The sequence below is a fragment of the Paenibacillus solisilvae genome (assembly GCF_042656405.1).
In the GTDB taxonomy this organism is placed as follows: Bacteria; Bacillota; Bacilli; order Paenibacillales; family Paenibacillaceae; genus Paenibacillus_Z; species Paenibacillus_Z solisilvae.
The window spans coordinates 85578-108182 of the sequence record NZ_JBHSOW010000030.1 but is presented as its reverse complement, the minus strand read 5'-3'; the positions used below and the strand labels follow the sequence as shown (position 1 = coordinate 108182).

Here is a 22605-nt window from a genome sequence, read left to right as displayed (position 1 = left end):
ACCCTATCCATCGTATGCTTGCTTTAGAGCATCCATATCAATCTTGTCCATTTGAAGCATGGCCTTCATGACTCTTTGCGATTTCTGTGCATCCTTGTCCTGCAGCATCTCGCCTAGTAAAGTTGGAATGATCTGCCATGACAGTCCGTATTTGTCCACAAGCCAGCCGCATCTCGATCCTGCTCCGCCCTCGGACAGCTTCTCCCATAACTCATCTACTTCTTGCTGCGTCTCGCAACTTACGAATAACGATATAGCCGGCGTGAAGGTGAATTGCGGACCTCCGTTCAAGGCCATAAATTCCTGTCCTTCGAGCTGGAATGTCCCGGACATTACCGCGCCCTTCGGTCCAGGCCCTCCCTCTCCATAACGGGTAACGCTCTTAATCTTCGAATTTTTAAATATCGAGGTATAATGATTCATGGCCTCCTCAGCATTGTCATTGAACCACAGAAAGGGGGTGATTTTTTGCATCATACTCGCTCCTTTTCATCAATAGAATTAGTTTGACGATTCAAATAGAAGATACCTATAAATAAACAATACCATGAATGTTGAGTCATAGTTTCTTCTGGATTGCTGAGTACATAAACCCCTTCTCTTATTCGTGAATCTGGCCGGGCCTGGAGCTGTGGGCAGCATTGCCGCGGAACCGCTTCAAAACCAGCTCTTTCACATTACGTGTTTGAAGAGATGCACCATAATAATCCGGTAACTCCTTCTCTGCACCGTGAACAGAGTCAACCTTTTTAGCGTTGGTTGAAAGGAATTTCTTCACATAAGAATCGAGCCGCCAGAATAATTCCAGGGGCTCGACTTTTGTCTGGACTACGCTGTTGGAGCGCCGGTCCATACGCTGTCCGTTATTCAATTCCTAACTCCAGGTCCTCTTATCGTTAATCTGCATTTTACTTTTAAAAGCCTGGTCAAGATCAATATTCAACTTATTAGCCAAATCAAAAATATTCCACACCACATCGAACATCTCATGCCCTAAGTTTTCTCGCTGTTCCCCGTCAGGATGAAAGGAAACGGATAAGACCTCTTTTGCGAGCTCTCCAACTTCAGTCATTAAGTACAGCGTCCTTTGTTCAATAGAGCTATGGTCAAAGCCCTTGTCCCTGCTGAACTCACGCACATATTGCTGAAACTCTGATGTATTCATCTCTCAACAAATCCTCCTATCAGGCATCCAATTCGCTGTTGTTATTCTATCACAAGTATAATAGCTCCTGTACAGACATGCGCCAAATAGTAAAAACCACTTCGGAGGAAGTGGTTTTGTTGTCTGCTAACGCTATAGAGAGGCGATTGGTACGGGTTGCTATCCCTTCGTCCCCCCCTGAAGACCAAAACCTTTGGACATAAACCGCTGGGAGAGAATATACAAAGCGACCGAAGGCGTGGCGTACAGCATAGAAAACGCTGCTAATTTACCGTAATCCACCATGCCGTATTGACCGAAAAACTGATACAGCTTCAAAGAAGCGGGGAAATGATCGGGATTCTGCAATAGAATATAGGGGACAAAAAAATTGCCCCAGCTCCCCGAGAAGGTAAATATAGCAACCGTGCAGATACCGGGAATCATTAAGGGAGCGACCACTTTCCGAATACCAACGAAAACAGACGCCCCGTCGACCCATGCGGCTTCTTCCAAGTCGCTCGGTACTGCATCCATGAAGTTCTTCAGCATCCAAATTCCATATGGCATGGATGAAGCCACATAGAACAGAATGACCCCAACAATATTATCATATAACTTTAAACTTAAGAACAATTGATAGACAGGTACCATCACAGCTGTAATCGGCAAAGAAGTCATAAATAAAATCGTCAGCATGAATGACTTCTTATATTTCATTTGATAGCGTGATAAAGGATAGGCGGCAAGCAATGCCAATAATACGACGAGTACAGCTTGGCCACCTGACATGATAAGGCCGATGATGTATGCTCGCTGATTCTCACTGCTGGTAATTACATCCGCGTAGTTGGCCCCGGTTATTCGGCTCGGCAGTTTGAGCGACTGCATCGCATTGGAATCGACCGATGCAACAAGAACCCACAGAAGAGGCAGTATGAAACAAATTCCGATACAGGCAAGGATTGTATATGGCATGACTCGGTATATCACTTTCCGTTGTTTCGCATTCATACGAAGTCCCCTTAAAGTTTTGTGAGCGTTACTTCATCGTTTTACTCCAAACAAAACTCGCTTCGGAAGCATTTACTTAAGTTTTGTGAGCGTTACTTCATCGTTTTACTCCAAACAAAACTCGCTTCGGAAGCATTTACTTAAGTTTTGTGAGCGTTACTTACTCCTTCATCGATCGAATGTAGAACAAGCTCAGCACCACACCTATAATGAGCAGCAATAAAGATATCGCTGTGCCATAACCAAGCTGATAATTGATAAAGGCTTGATTATACATAAAGATAGGCAGGGTTGTTGTAGAAGTTCCCGGACCTCCGCCGGTCATCGCGTAGATGAGCCCAAATACCCCAAGAGTCTGCAAGGTAACCAGCATCATATTCGTCGTAATGGTATCTTTAATATAAGGAATCGTAATTTTGGTTAAAATCTGCCATTTGGTTGCCCCGTCCACAACGGCCGCTTCCTCGATCTCACTCGGTACATCATCCAGCGCCGCTTGAAAAACAAGCATGGAAAAGGCCGTACCATGCCAAATATTCGCAAGGATGATAGTGAGCATTGGCACGGTATACAGCCAAGTGACTGCAGGAATACCGAGGAAGGTAAGGATTGAATTAAGGGTGCCTTCATCGCCGAAAAAGCTGTACAGACATAACGCGCATACAATTTCAGGGGTTACCCAGCCTGCTAACACAATCGTTCCAATCACCCGGCGAAACATCTTATTTTTATGCTTCATCAAGAGTGCAATGAGAAATCCTAACACTTGTTGGCCAATAACAGCAGAACCGAACAAGAAGATCAGCGTATTCCATATGCTGACTTTGACCGTTGGGTCTTCAAACATGTGAATATAGTTGTCAAACCCGATAAATTTAAGCTCCTTTGCAGACTCACCGGTTAAGGCCAGATTCGTGAAGGAATAAAGAAAGGTTAGCAGGATGGGATAGATGAAAAAAACGAGCATAATCGCAACCGATGGAAGTAAGAAATACAACCATGTATAGGTTTTTCTTTTCTTATAGACAACATTTACCGTTAAACCGCTCATGCCTCGTTCTCCTCCCGCATGTTGAAGATCATAACAAACGGCTTGCCCAAGCTCTCCTACTCGCTAGGATCCGCTTGAGCAAGCTTTTTGCTGTTATTTTACCGCTATTTTTCCATCACATGATCCTCGCCTACAATTCGGGTTACATCCTGCGCGTATTTATTGAGCGCATCTGCAGGAGAGGTGCCCGTGGTTACCGATTCAACCATGGTTTGTATTTGTGTGGACACTTCAGGATATTTGTCCTGCGCGGGTCTAAATTCAGCATTTTGCAAGTATTCCGTCGCAATTTCGTTAAACGGCAGTTTCGTATATTCAGGATCCTTCGAAACGTCTGCCCGAACCGTTATATTACCGGATGCTATCACGAGCTTCTCGGTATTCTCTTTATTGAGCGCATATTTGATAAAATCCCATGCTTCGTCTTTGTGCTGCGCGTGACTTGGAATAGATAACGCCCAGCCTCCGGACAATGTGATCGATCCCGGTTCCTGGCCTTTACTTGTCGGCATCGGCGCAAAGCCGAGCACGTCTTTATATCCCGGCCAAGGTGAAGCGCCAGTATCAAAATAATTACCGGTTATCCAAGAACCATCCAGCGAGATGGCGAGCTTGCCTTTCGGCAAGTATTCACGCGCAGACGTGTTTCCCGCTTGACCGTTCAATACTTTGGACAGCGGCGGACCGAGCTTCTCTTTATTAATGGTCTCAATAAAGCTCAGCGCATCCAAGATCCCCTGGCTCTTCGTAATCCATTTTCCGCTCTTATCATCATAGAGTCTGTCGCCTGTTCCATAGAGCAGCATTTCATAGGTCTGCATGGATGTGGCTTCTCCTGTGGCTTTGCCGAGGTTCATCCAGATCGGAACAACGTCCGCCGACGCTTTTTCCTTGATCGTTCTCGCTGCGCTTAAGACCTCATCCCAGGATTTCGGCTTCCAATCTTCCGGAAGGCCTGCTTGTTTGAATATTTCTTTGTTATACCAGAGCCCTCTGGAATCTGTATTATAAGGCACGCCGTATACTTTGCCGTCGCTTGCGGTGACCCCTTTTTTCATGGCCTCAATAAACGAACCGTCTGTCCAATCCTTCCAGTCCTTTAATTTGGCATCCAGGGGCTCCAGGTATCCTGCGCTAGCATCCGAATTCAAGATAAAGGTGTCCTCCGTTACAATATCCGGCGCTGTGTCCTCAGATTTCAATGCTAAAGCAATCTTGGCAAAATAATCGCCTTCTGACGCTTGAATAGGCGTTGGCTTAATTTCCACATTTTTATCGGGATAATCGGCAGCAACATCCATAATCCATTTATAGAGCGTGCCCTTCTCTCCCATTCCGTCATCCCGGTACGTAATCGTAATCGTCTTCTTGGAGTTGTTATCCTCCCCTGACTTGCCGGAACAGCCAACTAACAAAGAAGCGCATAATACGATTGTCATGAACAGCAGAAATTTCCTATTACCGATTGCCATGCATGGTTTCCCCCTTAAATAGCTGATTGTCGCCCCATGAAAGCTGTTATATGTACACGCTTGCAGGAAGTCTTATTAAACATACTTTAGTAACGAACTATTTATTCGAACTTTTCATCGGCCGCCGGATAATCGAAAAAAGCCTTCAACCCCCTTTAGAAGCGGATTGAAGGCTTATGGGAATAAATTACGGCACAGCGGCTATTGATTAAGATTCCGGTTAATTCGGTTCATTGAGCAAAGACTGCGTATCCTTTAGTAACGCAGCGATTTCCTGGACTGCGGACTGCAATTCACTTTTGTCTTCCGTAAGAAGCGAGAAGCTTCGGCGAACTCGGGCTTCAAAGCCGGCAGGACTTTTAGGAAAAGCGGCGCAAGCTGCAACCGCCCCTTTCTCGTTCAGCAGGTAGGTTCGGTTTACAGCAAAAAGCACCTGTGTTAAGCAGCTGACCGCCCGGAAAAGATGACCGGCCACATACGAAACGTCCGTCCGGCCTATCCCTTTGTCAGCATTCAGAACCGAGAAATCCGCCTCCCACAAAAAGGTCGAAACAATGGCATTCTGCAGGGCATCCGGATAGGAGCCGATGAGACTTTTCAACATTTCGATGCGTCCATTCGGATCCCACAGCGTCCGGCAAACCGCAGCTTCTCCCATATAGATGGAACTGCAGAAAGCATGCGGATGGCCGGGCTGATAGTGTACGGATAATTTTCCCTTCAGGCATTCCTGAGCAACAGCGGTTACTTTGTCAATATCCCGATATAGGAAATCAACTGGAACCGAGCTGACTTTCAGCCAGCCTCCGCCGTTAATCCAAGGTCCCCAGCCCCCGATTGGTGTAATCAGATCTTTCCTGCCCAAATCATCAATCTCTGCCGCAGCCTCCGCAAGGGCAGCAGTGTCGACCGGAGAGCCAGAACGATAATAGATCCCAATATCTATATCAGAATCCTCGGTATGCGTGCCTCTGGCGCGTGAACCTCCCAGTACAATTCCTTCAATACCGGGGATGCTCTGCAAACGTGAAACGACTGTTTCTAGAATTCGTTCAATGTCCAGCATGATCACCTCTTATGCAGCTTATTTCTTACAGGGTCAGTACTTTGCCGCAGGCATGAACCTTTAGTCCCGAAGCGTCACCATACAGCACCGACACATCGATATCGTATTCCCCATTGTGGGCGTTAAGTTTCTGACTGTACGTTCCCCACGCGCGTCCCGTACTCCAGAATCCGGTATAATCTTCTTGATTAATAACAGGCGCAAACTTTATTTCGCCGCGGGACATATCAAATTCGAAACCGCTGAGCGCAAGGAGCAGCCCCCAGCTTGACATGAACCGTGCATAATGATGTCCGCATTCCACTTCATTCCACGGGTTGCGGCGGTATCCGTCATGACGGTCACGCACCGCTTTCACAACCGTTAACCCCTCTTCAATGAATCCTTCATAAATCAGATGTGTCGCCACATGATATTCGATCCCCGTCCATACCTCATCCGAATAAACGAAGGGAAGCTTCGGACGTCCGCCGCCCGGCCAAGAACACAGAAGAAGCCCCTTCTCGTCATTTAACGCATACGTACGCTGACAATTGACATGATTGGAAAAGTCCGTTTTGAAATTATGCTTAAAGACGGCTTGAATCGCGCTTTGAACCCGTTCCTTCGGAAGCAGATAGCCTAAGCCGTACAGATGAGCCAGCTGCTGGCCAAGCAGCTGATCCGAGAGACAGCCTAAGCCGTGTTGATACTTATAGGCATTAACGTCCTCCAGACGCTGAACGTAATATTCGCCATTCCACAGCAGCTCATCGAGGCGCTTGGAGCTGGCTGCAAATGCCGCCGCATATTTCTTCGCCGTTTCCTCCTCGCCCAGATAAGCAGCCATTTCCTCTCCCGCACGAAGTGCGCCCAGGAAGAAAATGCCGGTCAGCGGATTTGGACCATAGAACTCAATGTCATACGTATTATGCTGGACGCCGTCAAACACCAAATCCCCATCCGTGTCCCAGTGTAGGGGTCCAAAGTTTAATGTCTTCTTGATGGAAGGCCATAGTTTACGAAGAAAAGCGTCATCCCCCGTAAGCTTCCATTCCCGGTAAGCGCGCATGATCGTTCCCATTTGCCCGTCGGCGGCAGGCGGTGCGGACTGGCCATGCCAAATCCAATGGGAATCGAACATTTTCAAGGCGCGAAAATCCATTTTCCCGTCCTCGTTCACTTCTTCCAGAAACTCCGTTTGCCGCATGTTTTGTTCCAGCTCGGGGAACAGAAAGGCAAGCGTCTGCGCATAATTCCAGACATGCGTACAGGTTCCGTCACAGCAGCCGGCATTGTCAAAACAACCCTCATACCCAAGGAAACGGCCGTCTATCAACCGAAAACAGGTCGTGCTCCGCAGCACAGTTATATTGCTGGACAAGGCATCTATGACATGCCCCGGCAATGAGCTTGAGAATAAGGCGCCATGAAACAGCTTCGTCTCTTTCTCCAATCGCGTTCTATTATGAGCGAGGTAGGAGGCTGCAGTCCATGAGCTGTTAAATTGGGATACATAATAATTTTGCGTAAGCTGCCGTCCCTCTTCCTTTACCCGGATATTGTCGCTCCACCCATTCAGACGGTTGGGGAAATACCATGTCAATAGAAACGCAAACGGCTTCGTCTCTCCCGGCGCCAATGTTTCATAGACGCCAAGTGATCCTGTATCGGTCCTGTTGTTCTCAGATGCTGTTTCGTAACCGAGATCATTGAGTTTGCCGTCTTCGGTAAAGTCATCCCAATATTCCTGCAGGAAGTCATACCAGGCTCCCCGGAGCCATGCGCGCTTATGCGTGACCTTCGGATTCGTCGTGACCAGGGAGAGATTCCCGTAATGCTCCTCCTGAGGAGCAAACCTGTTCGAGCTGAAGAATAGACCCTTTAACGCCTCTTCCTGGAGAAATTCATTCGTATTCTCACCGGTATTCTTCAAATCCAAGTTACCAAAATGGTCGAAACTCACCCCGCCGATCGGATTCATCAACGAGCCGGCAATCGTCACGTCTACAGGCTGATCCGAGGTGTTCGTCACGTGATACGTGATGAACGCTCCGGGAATGCTTGAATCGTCTACATTCAGAGGGATGAAGGGTGTATACGCTTCAAGCGTGACCGTAACCGGCAAATCCTTGTCTTCAAAATCGACCCAAACCATCGGGTACTCTCCGCGCATGGTCGACTTTTCCAACCGCGGAAGCCCGGCTCCAGTAATGGGATGATACCCATGCGACAGACTATGCGGCTGTGTAAGTCTCGATTCCAGCACTTTGGCGACGGGTTCAGAGCCTTCCTGCTTCGCCCAGATGGAGAAATAGGTATTAGGCATCGAACTGCCTTTACCCGGGCGATTGAAGATTTCCCAGTCCCTCAATTCCCCTCTGCTGCCGATGGAGACATTCCCCGTACCGATCCCTCCGAGCAGGAAGGCCGCTTCCTTCGCTTCCCCTGGATACGTCCGCTGCTCAGCGGACGTAAATAATTCTTCTTTTGCAAATACCATTGGTCGCTCACTCCTGTATTCAAATTATAATCAAGCTGCTAAGCCGCAGCACTAGTTCAATACCATTCGTAATCCGCTTCCAGCCTCCAGTCGAACTGCATCAGCGAATAGGATTGATCTCCCGTTTCGCGTCACAGCCACCCGGCTGTTATCCAGATAAACCTCCACTAACTCCTTTCCGTCCAGCAAGTCGCTTTGGAAGCTGCTGAGCTCTAACGAACCGTATTTCACGTCCAAACGGATATTCCCGTTCTCATGCGTGAAATTTCCCCAAGCCAGATGGAGCGACCAGAAGCTGCTGAACTGCTCTTGATTGATTTTGGGATTGAATCCAATATGCTTCCGGAGCGTATCAAACTCAAATCCGCTCAGAGCGAGCAATAAAGAGTAAGAAGCCATCGATCTCGCATAGTTGCTTCCGCATTCGATTTCATTCCAGGGATTCCTTCTCTCACCGTCATAACGGTCCCGAATCGACTTCACAACGGTTAGCCCCTTATCCGTTAATCCTTCATAAATCATATGGCAGGCAGCCTGATATTCGAATCCGTGCATCGTTTCATCCGCATATGGCACCGGAACCTTCGGACTATTGCCTTTGGGCCAAGTGGAGATAAGCAGCCCTCTCTCGTCATTGAGAGCATAGATTCTGCAGGCGTTCGGATAGTCGCGTATCGTCTCTATAAAGTTATATTTATAAATCGATTCAAGCGCCTTCTTCACTTTATCCCGCTCAAAAATATACCCGAGACCGACAACATGAGCATGCCATTGCCCTAATACCTGATCGATATGGCAGCCTTCACCGATTTGATATTTGATTTCCCCCAGTTCAGGATCAATTGGAAATCTACCGTCCTGGAGATCGATTAACTGGTGGAAATACTCCCCATTAAATAGATTCTCGTCTACCCATTTGCGGCCCTTTTCATATAAATCCATGTATTTCTTGCCTGACTCGTCGCCCAGCGCTTCCGCCATTTCGGATGCACAGAGCAATGCGCCTTGATATAATCCGCTGATATAGGAATTCGGTCCGTAGATTTCCACGTCTAGCGTATGATGCTGAACGCCTTCCATGACACCGTCGCAATCCTTATCCCACCAATCCGAATTCGCCGGATCCCACGCAAATTCAAGCGACTTCTTCACTTTCTGCCAAATAGACCTCAGCCATGCCGTGTCACCGGATATCTTCCATTCCCGATATACTTTAATGATCGTGCCCATCTGCCCGTCCGCCGCGGCTCTTTCCGGCCCTGCGCAGTCCGACGTATCCTTAAGCGTTCTTTCAATCGGCAGCATCATTCGGAAGGCCATCTTTCCGTTGTCATACATGGTTGCTTTGTACCTCGCGTCAATGATGGAACGGGCGAGCGCCGGGAAAAGGAACGGTGTTACCTGCTCATAGTTCCATACATGCGTGCATGTGCCTTCACATGAGCCTTCGTGTGCGTGACAGCCCTCGAATCCATACAGCGTTCCATCTGTAAGTCTCGCGCAAGTAGGAGATTTAAGAATAGAGATATTGCTGGATATCGCATCGATCACATCATCGGGCATTGTGGAGTTAAACAACGTTTCTTTATAAGAGAGTGACTCCCGGTGCAGCCTTCCATAATTATCCCATACGTAGGCCGCTGATTTGGTTGAATCTTCGAAAAGCGCAGCGTAATAGTTTTTCCAGCTTGGCAGCGCGCATCGATCACCATCCCCGCATTCTCCCGGATTCCAAAAGTTAACGTAATTAGGGAAATTCCAGGTAATCATAAATCGAAACTCGCCTTTTTCGCCTGGAGCCAGCGTTTTATGGCTGCTTAACAGGCAAACGTCGTTTCGATTATAGGTCGCAGCTGCGGCGTTCTCCTTCATCAAATTATAGTTTCGTTCCCTCACTCTTCCGGCAGCGGCAAACTCCTTCCAGAATACGGTGAGATTATCAAACCATCCACCGCGGTACCAATAGGTTTGATAGCTTACATCCTCTGAATCCGTGCTTAGCGTAAGATCTCCGAATTCCGGGTCCTCCGGCTTATGATAGGTGGAAGCTAGCTTGATCCCTTTGCACGCGCCATAATCTGCGAAATCATTCCTTGCTTCCTTCGTAAAGGGATTCGATAGATTGCCGACTAGGCTGATATCAAGCTCTTCATGGGACGAATTCACCACTTCATAGGTAAAGATGGCTGCGGGGATGGATGAATCCTTATCATTAAGCGGAATCAGCGGATTGAATGCCGTCAGCTTCACTTTCAAAGGAACTTGGTCATCTATAAATTGAATCTCCGCAAAAGGGAACTCTCCTTTGAATTCGGTTGACGTAAAGTGAGGGAATCCGGCAAGGCTCTCCCTCTCGACACCGAAACCGAAGCCTCTGAACTTTCCGCTGCCGCGTCCTGTATATTGAGGATGCAGATCCCCGTTCAATACTTTGGCGACCCGGACTTCCCCCTTATGCTCAGCCTTAATCGCAAAGAAGGAAAAACCGTTATAGCTGTTCTTATTCGGACGGTTGAATATTTCCCAGTCGATTAAACGCCCATTCCCTGCAAGGCCGATGCTTCCTGATCCAATACCGCCAAGCGGAAAGGAAATCTCATTCGTCTTTCTTCCGGCATAGGTGAAGCTCTTCTCCATTTTGTACAGCTCATTCATGGTTTGAGTGGTCACTCGCATTTCCTCCCAGTTATCGATTATGAGGCAGATTTACATTTTCAAGCCGCCTGCCGTTATTCCGTCCACGAGATATTTTTGTCCGAAGATATAAAATAACAAGGGAACGACAAGCGATAGAGCAACACCGGCCAGAATCGCGGATAAATTTCCCGATCCGAAGGTTCCGTTCAGCACGGTCATTCCGACGGGCAGCGTCATTTTCTCGAAGGTATTCAAGAAGATCAACGGCCGGAAGAAGTCGTTCCAGTTCGAAATAAAGGTCATCACCGACGTAACGGCCACCGCCGGGAAGACCATTGGCAGCGTCACTTTCAAGAAAACCCACATTCGGCTGGCGCCGTCCATATAAGCGGCCTCATCGTAAGTAGATGAAATCGTCATCATCATTTGGCGAATCAGAAAAATACCGAGCGGATTAATCAACGCTGGCAGGATGAGCGCCCAATGGGTATCCACGAGATGAAGTTTGGAAATAAAAATGAACTGCGGAATAATCGTGACTTGCCCTGGAATCATCAAACCCGCGAGAAAAACAATGAAAATCATGTTTCTTCCCGGAAACGAAATACGGGAAAAAGCAAACGCCGCCATACTGGAAATAAAGATGTGACCGACGACGATAATCAGGGAAACCTTCAGGCTGTTTGCAATGAACGCCGTAAAAGGCACCTGCTGAAACACCTGCGCATAATTGGAAAAGTTAAACGCAGTCGGGAAAATAGCCGGCGGCAGGGAAAATGAATCCTTCGGCAGCCGCAAGGATGTAGAGACAATCCATAGAAATGGGGAAAGCATTAAAAAAGATAGTACGATAAGAAAGCCGTCCAGAATGAAGCCCAGCGCTCCTTTGCGCGAAGTACGGATGCGTTTAACCGTAAATACTCCGGCGGCTTCAACTTCACTGTTCATCTTCGCAACACCTCCATAAGAACACGTCAGTCATTACTCTTGATCGTAGGAAACCCACTTCTTGCTGAAAGCAAATTGAAGGGCCGTTATTGACAAGATTCCGAGAAACAGACTGATGGACACCGTCGATGCAAAGCCCATTTCGTGATGCTGAAACGCGATTTCGTAAATGTACATGTTTACGGAACGGGAAGCATCGCCCGGACCGCCGCCCGTGATCAAGTACGGCTCGTCGAAGATTTGCGTCGTACCGATTAAGGTCGTAACCAGCACGAAAAACAACATCGGGGAGAGCATGGGAAGCGTAATATTGAAAAACCGCTGTACCTTGTCGGCTCCATCAATCTCGGCAGCTTCATAGAGCGTTTCCGGAATATTCTGCAGACCGATAAAATAATAGAGAAATGCATTTCCGATGAATTTCCAAAAGCTATAAACAGCAACCGCTAAATATACCCAGTTCGGAGACTGCATCCACGGTATGGCTTCTATCCCGAACAAGCTCAGAAAATAGTTCATGATTCCAAAATCCTTATTGTAAATAAATGACCAAGCCACCGCGACGGCTGCGGAAGTCGCAAGGACCGGAAAATAAAACACGGTGCGGTAAAAGTACTTCCAGCCCTTCGCGATCTTTCGCTGCACGGCAAGTGCGAGGAGCAGACCCATAATGACATGGAGCGGAGTTAGGATCAGCATAAATTTGAACGTATTCCAGTACACCAGACCAAGCCGATCGTCTTCGAAGAACTGCCTGAAGTTGTCCAATCCTATAAATTGATAAGGCGTGATCACATTATATTTGGTAAAGCTGAGAATGACAGAAGCAACCACCGGTTCGGCGATAAATACGAGAAATAACAGTAAAGCCGGCGCTAAGAAAAGGTAACCCACGATGGTATCTTTTGTTTTCTTGTTCACGTTTTACCGATACCTCCTAGAGAGAAACGAATCGCCGCAGCGGGCCGAAGCCGGCTGCAGCATCCGTAAAATTCAGTAACTATTTTAAGATCTTGTCAATTTCCTCTTTCGCTTTCTTCATTGCGCTCGCCGCATCGGACTGGTTGGAGAGGATGAGCGACATATTACGCATGAAGATCGATTCAATCTCCGCATACTGAACAGGCGCTTCCACTGCTTTGGAAATATCCGCGCTTTCCGCATAAATCTTCCAGTTAGCAGCCGGCGTCTTCGGCAGCACTTCGTTCATAACGGATTTTCTCGTCGGAATTGAGGCATCGGATAAGGTTGTTTTCTGGGAATAGACACCACCCAAAAATGCGGACAGTTTGTACGCTGCATCCGGATATTTCGTGGACTTCAGCACTGGAAACGCACCCGATCCGAAAATGACTTTATTCGTTTTAAAGGTCGGCAGGAATTGTACGTCAATGGCGTTAAATTTGTTTTTGGCGTACGTGGAAAACGGCCATTTCCTGGCGGCCATCATGGCGATTTGACCGCTCATGAGCATTTGAATTTGGTCATCCTTCGGATTCGGCACCGGAGCCACTTTGTATTTGTAAATTAAATCCTGGAAAAACTGCATCATCTCGATCGCATTCGGATCATCAAGCTTGCTGGTCGTCATGGCATCATCCAGAACGCTTGCTTCGTTATTAAACAACCATGCCGATGCGCCGAAATAATAGTTCGGAATCGCAAAGCCATACGTTTTCTTGCCATCTTTTTCTGTGGTCAGCTTTTGCGCGTAGGTGAGAAAATCATCCTTAGTCCAGTTTTTTTCCGGAACGGTAAGGCCAGCCTCTTTCAATTTGTCAGTATTAAAGTGCATGACTACATTGTTCCAGTCCCACACGAAACCGTAGGTCTTGCCGTCGACGATAAATGGACTTTGGAGCTTGGGATGAATGTCATCATAATTATCGAGCGCATCAGGATCCGCCGCCATATATTCGTCCAGCGGAAGCAGCAAATCCTGTTTGGCGAACATCTGGATCCCTTCAATTGCGACCCGGATCACATCAGGAGGATTGCCCCCTGCAATCATCGTTTGGATTTTATTGAAATAATCTCCCCAGGAGCTGTTGACCACTTCGATTCGCTTTACCTTAATGTTAGGGTACAGCTTATTAAATTCTGTCAGGATATCCTTAAGCTGTGCGTCGGAAGCATCGCCTTTCCCCCATACAAGCGTTAACTCAGCCTTCTCATCGTTGGAGCCGACAGCTTGATTATCCTGGGAGGAGTTTGAGGAATTTGAAGGGTTGGAGTTGTTTGGGGAATTTGAAGAGCTGCATGCTGCAAGACTAAAACACAATACCCAAATGAAGCACAACATGACTGTTTTTCTCAAAATTGAACACCGTCCTCGAATTAATAATGCTTGAACCCTCGCCATTCATACAGCGGAAATACAAGGGTGAACCCACCTTTATGCATTCGAATTCATGAGGAGTTGTTCTCCGTTCACGTGAACGGAGAACGTAAAAAAATATAGATTTGCAGTACAAGCCCATGGATACACCGCTGACACTATTCCAGAAGCATGATCACCGTTCACGTGAACGATTTCATTGTATCAGTCTGATTTTATTTTGTAAACGTTTAATTTTCGACCATGAAACTTCAATTTTCTTGATTATTCGATTATCGTGCACATGAACGGATTGACCTTGCGCCCTATCTATTATACGATTATCGTGTAGGCCATAATATCGGGGGTTCCTTGAGCATAATGAAAGTAACCAGTAAACAAATCGCGGAAATATGCGGAGTAACCCGAGGAACGGTTGATCGCGCGCTTAACAACCGGCCGGGAATCAGTGCGGAAACACGTCAGAAAATCATGAAGGTAGCCGAAGAGCTTGGATATCGTCCTCACTTTTTGGCTCAAAGCCTTGTGAAAGGCGAAACCAAAACGTTAGGAATCGTTCTGTTTGATATTCATAACCGGATTTTCTCCCAACTCTTCCACTCCTTCGAGGCGGAAGCAAGAAAACAAGGATACTTCATTTACCTCGTTCTCTCCAATAAAGATAAAGAGCTGGAAATTGAATATATTAACAGCCTGTTGGACCGTAAAGTCGACGGTATCGCCTTGTCTCCGATTAACAAGGGCACCAAGTTCGAATCCTTCCTGAATAGATCCAATGTCCCTATTTTATCGTTCGGCAATCGGCTTTCCGCCAGGTTCCCCTTTGTCTGGATCGATGATAAACAAGCCATCAAGGAGGCTGTCAGCCATATCGTCTCTAGGGGTTACCGCACCTTCATTTATGTAAGCCCCCCATTGCGCAACAAGGGCAAAGAAAATATATACGTTCCGGAGCAAAGACACAAGGGGTTTCTTGAGGCTTGCAAAGCACTGACAGATATTCGTTATCATGTTATTACCGATCGTGATTATCTCATGACTATCAAACGATTAGTCAACGAAGCAGAAGACAAACCCGCGATACTGTGCAGCAGCGATATTTATGCTCTTGATATATTGAGGTTTCTAAAAACGCATAAAATAAGGGTGCCTGAACATGTGGGAGTCATGGGCTTCGACAACATCGATATTCTGAATTACGTAAACCCGCCGCTCACCACGATCGACTTTAATGTCGATGAAATCGGGAGAAGATCAGCTGAACTGTTAATCGAGAATATAAAAGGGAAAGATATTCCTCTTCGCACTAACGTTGGTTACACCATCATCGATCGCGATTCTCTTTAACATCCACTTCTTGAATCAATTAATTTTAACGATTAATAACCCCTTCTCATGCAAGGGGTTATTTTTGCGTCCTTTAATGTAAAAGGACAAAGCAGAAACAGAGAAACGTACATGCTTGGAAGGTAAGGTTGCGATCGTGACAGGCGCAAGCCGCGGAATCGGGCTTGCTGCTGCAGCAGCACTGGCCAAATCCGGCGCTAAAGTTGCTGCTGCTGCAAGACAAACTTCGGAGGAACTTAGTGAGCTGACCAACAAGTATGGGGTGAGCCTACTCTCCCCATGAGCTCGCTCCTGCTTAAGGTGAATAAAATCCGTGACTTTTAATAGTTACGGATTTTTATATGGAGTTTAGAGCACAGAACCATTGCGCTCTTGCAGCGTGTAACCCGTTGATTATTAACTGTCGAGCGTATTGATAGACTCGTCCTCAGTGGATTCCCTCCCATATCCATGATATGGTAGAAAAGCAAATGTTGGGATGGATCTCCAATAACTTGAGGGGTGATGAAATGGAATATATTCGCGATTACGTCATGTACGCATCTATATTCGGCATGTTTAGTTTTTGTTGGTTCGGCTGGGCACAGGAAAACCCCAGAGCAAGCTGGCGCAAATACATCGGCATCGCTTCTGGTGCTGCTCTTCTAGTATGCTTGCTTGGCGTTTACTTAAGCGTGAAGAACTGGGATGAACCTTCCGCTTTGTCAGACGCGGCTGCATTCAGGAATTATTTAATTTATGTTTATACTGAATTTGTTTTGGCGGGTGCAGGTGCTTTTCTATTGATTAAATGGAAGCGCAAAGCATATATGGCACCTTGGATAGCTTTTATTGTAGGCATTCATTTTATCGGCTTAAAAAGCGTTTTTGAAGATCCCAGCTTATATATTCTGGCGGCACTTCTGGTTGCAATCTCGATCATTGCGGTATTTGCAGCTCCCAAACTGCAGGTAGCGAGCAGCGCGATTACAGGCATTGGCGCCGGTACGGTTTTGTTCTGCTTTGCAATATTAGGATTGATCCGATATTTGTCGGTTTGAATATCCAACAGACAACAGCCGGCTGCCCTCGAATCGTAACAAAGTGACTTGGGCAACCTGTCATACACTTGTGTGAATAGTTTGTCGTGTGTCGGATTCGAGGCTTACTTTCTGCACCGCGCGCAGCCCCCATCGCGTGGTGGGGGGAAACGCATCTATACTGGATAATTACAGCTATTTCGAGCTTTAGATGTTCAAACGATCGCTATACTGGAAATATCCACTTGCAAAAGCCCAATTGAGCTCCAACAGGCTCATATGGGACGATTTAACTGTATCGATTGCAGTATAGAGGCACTTTCAAGCGGATGACCGTCATTTTAACTGTACGAATTCCAGTATAGACCAAGGTGCAGCAAGTATCTGATAATGGAAGGGACCTAAACCCTCTCATTCGTATCGTCTCATTCGTATCCTCAATGACGCCGCGGATCAGCTCCGCAAGAGTAGCTTCAGGCAGCGGAGGACGAAAACCGAAAAAACCGGCAAAAAATTAAAACCCGCTAAAGAGAGAAATCTCTCAATTGCAGGTTTTAACATTTCGATACCTTGGGTCAGCTAACTAATCCTCCTGCCTTATTTTTGCCCGATATTGCCCCGGCGTATATCCCGTCCACTTCTTAAACGCGCTCTGAAACGCACTTGGCTCCGAAAAATGCAGTACATAGGCGATATCTCCAATCGAATACTCCCTTTTGCTTAAGTAGCCCACTGCTAATTCCTTTCGCACGCGGATAGATAGATCATTGTAAGAAGTGTTCTCTTCCTTCAGTTTATTCTGAAGTGTTCTCGTGCTCGTTCTAAAGGATTCAGCCGTTTGCTGCAAGGTCGGGAAAAAAGATGGAATGCATTTTTTCATCCACAGAAAAACTTGATCTGAAAACAATTTGGACGGAATGATTTCATCTCTTGTTTCCTTCGCAAGGGTCTCAAACACGCCCAGCAGCTTTGAATCCGAATACAAAACCGGATAGTTCAGCACTTCCTTGCTCATGCGAAGAAAATTGTCTCTCGTGGATATACAAGCGCGCCGGCCACAGCGTAATGAAACGTAACATCCTGCAGTTCTGCGGAATCACTCCTGTACGTATTACCGAGATTGGACCGGTTAAACCGTCCTCGGTAGAGTTACGCGCCAAATGGCTGGAAAAAGTAAGGAAGCTCGGAACAAACTTAGCTTAAGATCGCCACGAGGGATTTCAACGCGGGCAGCCCAGAAAGGTTCATCTTCCCTAGCTAATCCAATAAAAAAGTCCACGACATGTATCGTGGACTTGAATGATTATTGACGGAGTTTAAGCGGGCCGCCGTTTGTTAAAGTCAGCTGCAGTGCTCAGGATCTTCCCCACGCACATCAGGGTCCGGGTCAGTCCAAATAACGGAGAGAATAGCTAGTATGTTTCAAACTCATATATCCTCGCAACGTTATCTGAACCCCCGTTGGTAATATACAACCTTACATACCTGGAATTAAATAGGGTTACATTTCGATCGGTTATGTTTGCCGTATTACCTGTCACCGAGTCGACGTCAATCCAGTTGGTGCTTCCATCCACACTCTTCTGCAGTTTGAAAGCACTGGTGTTATAGCTCGTTGGTTCGCCTCCTGCTCCCGCATGCTTGACTACCCATTTGGTTATATTATAGTTCGACCCGAGATCCACTTTGAGCCACTTGTCGCCGACATTATTTCCACACCATTTACTAGTTGTGACGATTCCGTCCACTGCCTTTACTGGTTCTTGACCCGTAGCACATGTAGCGCTTCCCGTTGCAGTCTTCTTATACGCCAAATTCGCCTTATCTACCTCAAACTCATATATTCTTGCAACGCCATCTGATCCTGCGTTGGTAATGTACAACCTTACATACCTTGCATAAAATGGAGTTACATTTCTGGAGGTCACGTTGGATGTATTGCCCGTTACCGAATCGACGTCAGTCCAGTTGGTGTTTCCATCCGCACTTTGCTGTAGTTTGAAAGTATTTGTGTTATAGCTTATTTGTTCGCCTCCTGCTCCCGCGTGCTTAACCACCCATCTGGAAATATTGTAGCTCGCACCGAGATCCACTTTGAGCCATTTGTCGCCGGAATTATTTCCACACCACTTGGTTGTTGTCAACCCGTCTACCCCTTTTGCTGGTTCTTGACCCGTACTACATGGAGTGCCGCTTCCCGTTGCAGTCTTGTTTAATGCCACATTTGTGCCGGCGCCTTCAGCAGATTCCGTATATTTAAACCATCTGAGGTATTTAGAATCCTCGATGTAGTAGAAATAGAACTCACCGGCTTTAGATATGAACGGGACCGCCGCTGAATTATAAGCTAATGAAGGTGATCCGCTTGGTTTAGCCAGAAGCAAGTTGCTTGCTCCCCAAGGTCCTGAGGGACTGTCGGCAACCTTGAAATACGTAGCTGCACTTAAACCGTCCATGTACACCATCACATATTTACCGTTCAACTGCCCGCCGCTTGCTTTAAACATGGAAGGCATATTGCCTATGTTAGCAAAGTTTAATGTTACCGACTGCTCATAATTTTTCGTCCAAGCGGAACCGTTCCAAAATGTCCATGCATTGAAATCCGCAAACTGGGCACGTGGAACCCTCGACATATTATAGTCCCCTGTTTCATCCCAAGCGCCATACGTATATCTCATTTTCTTGCCAACGGCATACACATATCCATCATCATCATCCCAGAACGCCATCGTTCCAAAACTAACTTGATCATAACGATCAGCGCCACCCACATTAATCTTCGCGTCATCCGGGTTGCGGGTGTATCCTGACGGTACATTCGGATAGTACATCAACGGGAAATCAACAGCCTTGTAACTGCTCCAATCCACCGCGCCATTCGTAATCTTGTATCGAAGCATCTGCATAGTCGTACTTTTCATTGGCGTACAGCATGTGGCAGCATCTTGTGCCATAAAGTAAAGATAGTTGTCTATAATGATTGATCCAAGATTCCAAAAATTTGGATTAATATTCGTTACATCTCCTTCTGACCCCGCTGAGGCATTGCCAAATAGCTTACTGCCGGAGTTATCATAGATACGCACTGCACTTAGGCCGTAATGTTTGCGTTGCCCCAGTTGCCGTCTCCAACAGTTGGCTTCCACGTAATCTTTACATAACGCGCTCTTGTCCCTGCAAAGGATATGGAACCGTTATTGGCTTGGGCTGCGGTACCTCCTGCCTGGGTAATCTGGTAGGTGGCGCCGTACTGGGTATAGGTTGTCCCATCCGTGGAAGTAAAGACTTTGAAATTTTTCAGGCCGGCGTTTGTTACGAGCGCTTCGTTATAGTTCCATAAGTACATGCTGCCCAAGCTTTTTGTCGCAAACAAGTCAATGATTATATAGGAATTGGCGACTGATGGGTTTGAAGCGCTTTTATACATTTTGTTTTTATCGTTATCATGCGTGTCAGTCGACGCCCTCAGGCCGCTCATGCCGTAATTATTGACTAAATTCCATGCTACTGTCCCTACTTTTCCGCTGTCTGCATTATAAGGAGTCCACATACTGTTATAATTCCCACCTGCGCCACCTGTGCCATATTTCCAAGCAACATTGGCTGTATTGGCAGCTATGCCTGTATACGTGCCTGCAGTACTGCTTATCCAACTAGACCAGGCTCCTCCAACATAAACTCTTGAATCATTGAAAATCATTGCGGATTTCGTTGTTGATGTTCCTAATCCCTGGCGGTTCTTCACTCCGATTGGCATCCACTGAAATCCGTCTCCCATATGACCGGTGTTGTTGAATACTCCATCCCATTCTGTCGTTGGAACTACATTGTAGGTGTACGCGTTTGCCGTTTTCTCAGTCGTAACAAGCCCAAGAATAAAGATCATCGTGAAAAACAGAGAAGCCACCCTTACTATTCTGAAATTAATCAACCTACTCATAATATTATCTCCTTTATATTTTGAACCGAGGACAGCAATTTCAATTCAACAGTGTCCTTCCAGACTAAGCTGCAATGAGGCAAGTCCACCTCCATTCAGATCCTGACCGGGTACAAGCTGCTTAAACTTTGATTCGCCAACCTTACTTCAATCCGTCCCCTCCACCCCGTGTTCGACCAACGTATAATTTTCTTCATTGGCGTTTACCCAGTCGAGAAACATCATAGCGCGTTCTTTATTTTTGCTTGCTTTCGGAATAGCGATAAAATTCGCGAACGAACGGACTCCAGCTCTGCGTTTTCTCCAGCTTGCTTCATTTGATCTTTCGTCCATGCCGGTCGCCAGAAGCCAGCATGACTTTCGTTTTCTGATCCAGATCGGACCAATCCACATAAACAAAATGTATTTTGTCCGTCTGCAGCGAGCTTATTCTCAACTGCAGCTTTTATTTAATCGTAATTTGAAATCTTTGTGCCAGGAACTACAATTTTCAGTGTGACTGAATCGTTTCCGGGTCCTGTCTTTGGAGCCTCATTTTGACACCCTCTCTATAATGTTTGTTCATATATTTCCATCGGTAATCCCGATAAAAACCATCATTAGCCTTTTACGGCGCCGATCGTCAAACCCTTTACACGGCAATCTTAAAATCCAATTGGAATGTGTATTACGCCAATGATTACGGTTATATTACACAGCATATCCATGCCTTTAAGGAGAGATTGTTTAAGTATTCGTTACCATCGGTTTCTATTGATTTTAAGAACGTTTTTATTATTTGGATTAGAGCGGAAGCTCAGATCGATTGCCTGGTCCAGCTCGAGAGAAGGTCCTCCCAAAATTCGTTGGCCGTCTGAAGTAAATATGCACAGTTCCTGATAACGATCGTGACACGGTAGCAAGTAAAAATAAATTTATCTCCTTTTTTCTTTCCAATAGTGAATTGAGATTGATAGACCATGGTCTTGATACAATATTAGAAAATGTGGAACATTTGCATTCCTCTATTCGGGATCAACGGGATTTAACCCGTACCGAACATTTAAGCCAGAGGAATTGCTGCATGAAAAGGATATCGCTGCGGAAAGCTTAGACCTTGGCAGTCCCGCAATTGGGCGTGGAACGAATCGCCGAACACCTCTCTTTTTCAGTTAGTTACCTTCGTCAAGCATTTCGAGAGGTCACAGACATGACCGTCTTCCGATTGGAAGAAAAAGTAGTACTTGTAAAAAAGCTGCTTACGTCCATAGATTTGACGATGGCGGGAATTATGGATCGTTCTGGCTTCATCACAAAAAGCTACTTTTTTGCCTCGTTCAAAAAAATAATGCGGTTAACTCCAAAACAGTTCCGGGATAGTAAAATGGCATAAAAAACCTAGGAATTGAAAAGCCAAAAGGTTTGGAGAATGTCGATAACGAAGCGGGGATCGTAATCATTAGCTAAGGTGATTCATCTTGAATGTCCTCATGCAAAAATGTAAAAAGAACTGATCCTCTTTTAAATGGCTCGCTTCTTTTTGTGTTGGTGGATTTGACATGTCATGCCAAATTCGTATCCAAATTAATTGTCTCTGTCTCCCGAGTAACGAAACTTGTCACTTCGATTACATTTTTTTGCATTTCACCTCTAATCAGACCGTGTGTTCCCATCAGCTTCATCGTTAAACGATAGGAAGCTTGAAACTTAGGGCTTGCTTCCCAGCCTTGGGAACAAGCCCTGCGGCAATTCATCTCATGAATTGCGGCTAATATGATCCAAAGTGATGACGACATTCCCTTTTTTATGTCCTTTTTCAACATACCTGTGAGCTTCGGCGATTTGTTCCAAGGGATAGCGCCTGTCAATGACCGATTTGATCATTCCCGCTTCAATAAGCTCTTTGAGGAAAATTAAGTCTTCCATTCTTTCATTGGACATCCCGGCTATAACTTTCTTGCTGCTCGTTATAGATGTCCATAGCCCTCGAATCACATTTGACAGCGACATGACAGCTAAGAGATAGGATCCTTGTTTCTTGAGCAAGCTTTTACAACCTGAAAACGAACTCTTGCCCACCGTGTCGAAAATAATATCGTAGGTCTCACCTCTTTTGGTGGCATCCTCTCTCGTGTAATCGATTACCTTATCGGCTGTGTGAAACT

At 46.3% G+C, this 22605-nt stretch carries 20 protein-coding genes and 1 pseudogene; 4 read left to right on the top strand and 17 right to left on the bottom strand.

The genetic code is table 11. The annotated features are described in order from the left end of the window. Nucleotides 1-3: 3 nt before the first annotated feature. From ACFPYJ_RS08520 to ACFPYJ_RS08465, 12 genes are all read right to left on the bottom strand, one after another. On the bottom strand, nucleotides 4-474 hold the full coding sequence (locus ACFPYJ_RS08520) for a VOC family protein (protein WP_379187672.1): 471 nt from the start codon (nucleotides 472-474) through the stop codon (nucleotides 4-6). Nucleotides 475-601: 127 nt separating this feature from the next. Further along, nucleotides 602-871: a hypothetical protein gene (locus ACFPYJ_RS08515; protein WP_379187671.1), complete on the bottom strand. Its 270-nt coding sequence runs from the start codon at nucleotides 869-871 to the stop codon at nucleotides 602-604. A 3-nt stretch (nucleotides 872-874) separates the two neighbouring features. Further along, nucleotides 875-1165: a MazG nucleotide pyrophosphohydrolase domain-containing protein gene (locus ACFPYJ_RS08510; RefSeq protein ID WP_379187670.1), complete on the bottom strand. Its 291-nt coding sequence runs from the start codon at nucleotides 1163-1165 to the stop codon at nucleotides 875-877. A gap of 159 nt (nucleotides 1166-1324) precedes the next feature. Then, nucleotides 1325-2158, bottom strand: a complete 834-nt coding sequence (locus ACFPYJ_RS08505) for a carbohydrate ABC transporter permease (RefSeq protein WP_379187669.1) — start codon at nucleotides 2156-2158, stop codon at nucleotides 1325-1327. 160 nt (nucleotides 2159-2318) lie between these two features. Continuing rightward, nucleotides 2319-3209: a carbohydrate ABC transporter permease gene (locus ACFPYJ_RS08500; RefSeq protein WP_379187668.1), complete on the bottom strand. Its 891-nt coding sequence runs from the start codon at nucleotides 3207-3209 to the stop codon at nucleotides 2319-2321. Nucleotides 3210-3313: 104 nt separating this feature from the next. Continuing rightward, the gene (locus ACFPYJ_RS08495) at nucleotides 3314-4681 is read right to left on the bottom strand and encodes an ABC transporter substrate-binding protein (RefSeq protein WP_379187667.1); all 1368 of its coding nucleotides are present in this window, start codon (nucleotides 4679-4681) and stop codon (nucleotides 3314-3316) included. 220 nt (nucleotides 4682-4901) lie between these two features. Further along, entirely contained in the window at nucleotides 4902-5747 is an 846-nt protein-coding gene (locus ACFPYJ_RS08490; protein WP_379187666.1) for a nucleotidyltransferase domain-containing protein, read from the bottom strand. A 25-nt stretch (nucleotides 5748-5772) separates the two neighbouring features. After that, a complete protein-coding gene (locus tag ACFPYJ_RS08485; RefSeq protein WP_379187664.1) occupies nucleotides 5773-8229 on the bottom strand; it encodes a GH116 family glycosyl-hydrolase in 2457 nt (818 codons plus the stop codon). A 51-nt stretch (nucleotides 8230-8280) separates the two neighbouring features. Beyond that, nucleotides 8281-10899, bottom strand: coding sequence for a GH116 family glycosyl-hydrolase (locus tag ACFPYJ_RS08480; RefSeq protein WP_379187663.1), 2619 nt, complete (start codon nucleotides 10897-10899; stop codon nucleotides 8281-8283). Between the two features lie 36 nt (nucleotides 10900-10935). Continuing rightward, nucleotides 10936-11814, bottom strand: coding sequence for a carbohydrate ABC transporter permease (locus tag ACFPYJ_RS08475; RefSeq protein ID WP_379187662.1), 879 nt, complete (start codon nucleotides 11812-11814; stop codon nucleotides 10936-10938). Nucleotides 11815-11847: 33 nt separating this feature from the next. After that, nucleotides 11848-12735 (bottom strand): carbohydrate ABC transporter permease, encoded by an 888-nt coding sequence (locus tag ACFPYJ_RS08470; protein ID WP_379187661.1) that lies wholly within the window; start codon nucleotides 12733-12735, stop codon nucleotides 11848-11850. Between the two features lie 79 nt (nucleotides 12736-12814). Beyond that, nucleotides 12815-14131, bottom strand: a complete 1317-nt coding sequence (locus ACFPYJ_RS08465; protein ID WP_379187660.1) for an ABC transporter substrate-binding protein — start codon at nucleotides 14129-14131, stop codon at nucleotides 12815-12817. 381 nt (nucleotides 14132-14512) lie between these two features. On the opposite strand from ACFPYJ_RS08465, the gene ACFPYJ_RS08460 reads away from it, so the two are divergent. The 3 genes from ACFPYJ_RS08460 to ACFPYJ_RS08450 all read left to right on the top strand — a co-directional run bounded on the left by ACFPYJ_RS08460 (nucleotide 14513) and on the right by ACFPYJ_RS08450 (nucleotide 16539). Beyond that, the gene (locus ACFPYJ_RS08460) at nucleotides 14513-15499 is read left to right on the top strand and encodes a LacI family DNA-binding transcriptional regulator (RefSeq protein ID WP_379187659.1); all 987 of its coding nucleotides are present in this window, start codon (nucleotides 14513-14515) and stop codon (nucleotides 15497-15499) included. A gap of 115 nt (nucleotides 15500-15614) precedes the next feature. Continuing rightward, on the top strand, nucleotides 15615-15782 hold the full coding sequence (locus tag ACFPYJ_RS08455) for an SDR family NAD(P)-dependent oxidoreductase (protein WP_379187658.1): 168 nt from the start codon (nucleotides 15615-15617) through the stop codon (nucleotides 15780-15782). A 226-nt stretch (nucleotides 15783-16008) separates the two neighbouring features. Further along, the gene (locus ACFPYJ_RS08450) at nucleotides 16009-16539 is read left to right on the top strand and encodes a hypothetical protein (protein WP_379187657.1); all 531 of its coding nucleotides are present in this window, start codon (nucleotides 16009-16011) and stop codon (nucleotides 16537-16539) included. A 562-nt stretch (nucleotides 16540-17101) separates the two neighbouring features. On the opposite strand, the gene ACFPYJ_RS08445 is transcribed toward ACFPYJ_RS08450, so the two are convergent. The 4 genes from ACFPYJ_RS08445 to ACFPYJ_RS08430 form a co-directional block, all read right to left on the bottom strand. Next, on the bottom strand, nucleotides 17102-17533 hold the full coding sequence (locus ACFPYJ_RS08445; protein WP_379187656.1) for a helix-turn-helix domain-containing protein: 432 nt from the start codon (nucleotides 17531-17533) through the stop codon (nucleotides 17102-17104). Between the two features lie 397 nt (nucleotides 17534-17930). Further along, the gene (locus ACFPYJ_RS08440; protein WP_379187655.1) at nucleotides 17931-19442 is read right to left on the bottom strand and encodes a discoidin domain-containing protein; all 1512 of its coding nucleotides are present in this window, start codon (nucleotides 19440-19442) and stop codon (nucleotides 17931-17933) included. A gap of 170 nt (nucleotides 19443-19612) precedes the next feature. Continuing rightward, nucleotides 19613-20461 (bottom strand): discoidin domain-containing protein, encoded by an 849-nt coding sequence (locus tag ACFPYJ_RS08435; protein WP_379187654.1) that lies wholly within the window; start codon nucleotides 20459-20461, stop codon nucleotides 19613-19615. Nucleotides 20462-20608: 147 nt separating this feature from the next. Further along, nucleotides 20609-20794 carry a hypothetical protein gene (locus ACFPYJ_RS08430; protein WP_379187653.1) on the bottom strand — a complete coding sequence of 62 codons (186 nt, stop codon included), beginning with the start codon at nucleotides 20792-20794 and terminating at the stop codon, nucleotides 20609-20611. A 784-nt stretch (nucleotides 20795-21578) separates the two neighbouring features. On the opposite strand from ACFPYJ_RS08430, the gene ACFPYJ_RS08425 reads away from it, so the two are divergent. Then, nucleotides 21579-21833 carry a helix-turn-helix domain-containing protein gene (locus tag ACFPYJ_RS08425; protein ID WP_379187739.1) on the top strand — a complete coding sequence of 85 codons (255 nt, stop codon included), beginning with the start codon at nucleotides 21579-21581 and terminating at the stop codon, nucleotides 21831-21833. Between the two features lie 362 nt (nucleotides 21834-22195). On the opposite strand, the pseudogene ACFPYJ_RS08420 reads toward ACFPYJ_RS08425, so the two are convergent. Continuing rightward, nucleotides 22196-22594: pseudogene (locus ACFPYJ_RS08420) on the bottom strand (zinc-binding dehydrogenase); the annotation flags it as partial. Nucleotides 22595-22605: the final 11 nt, after the last annotated feature.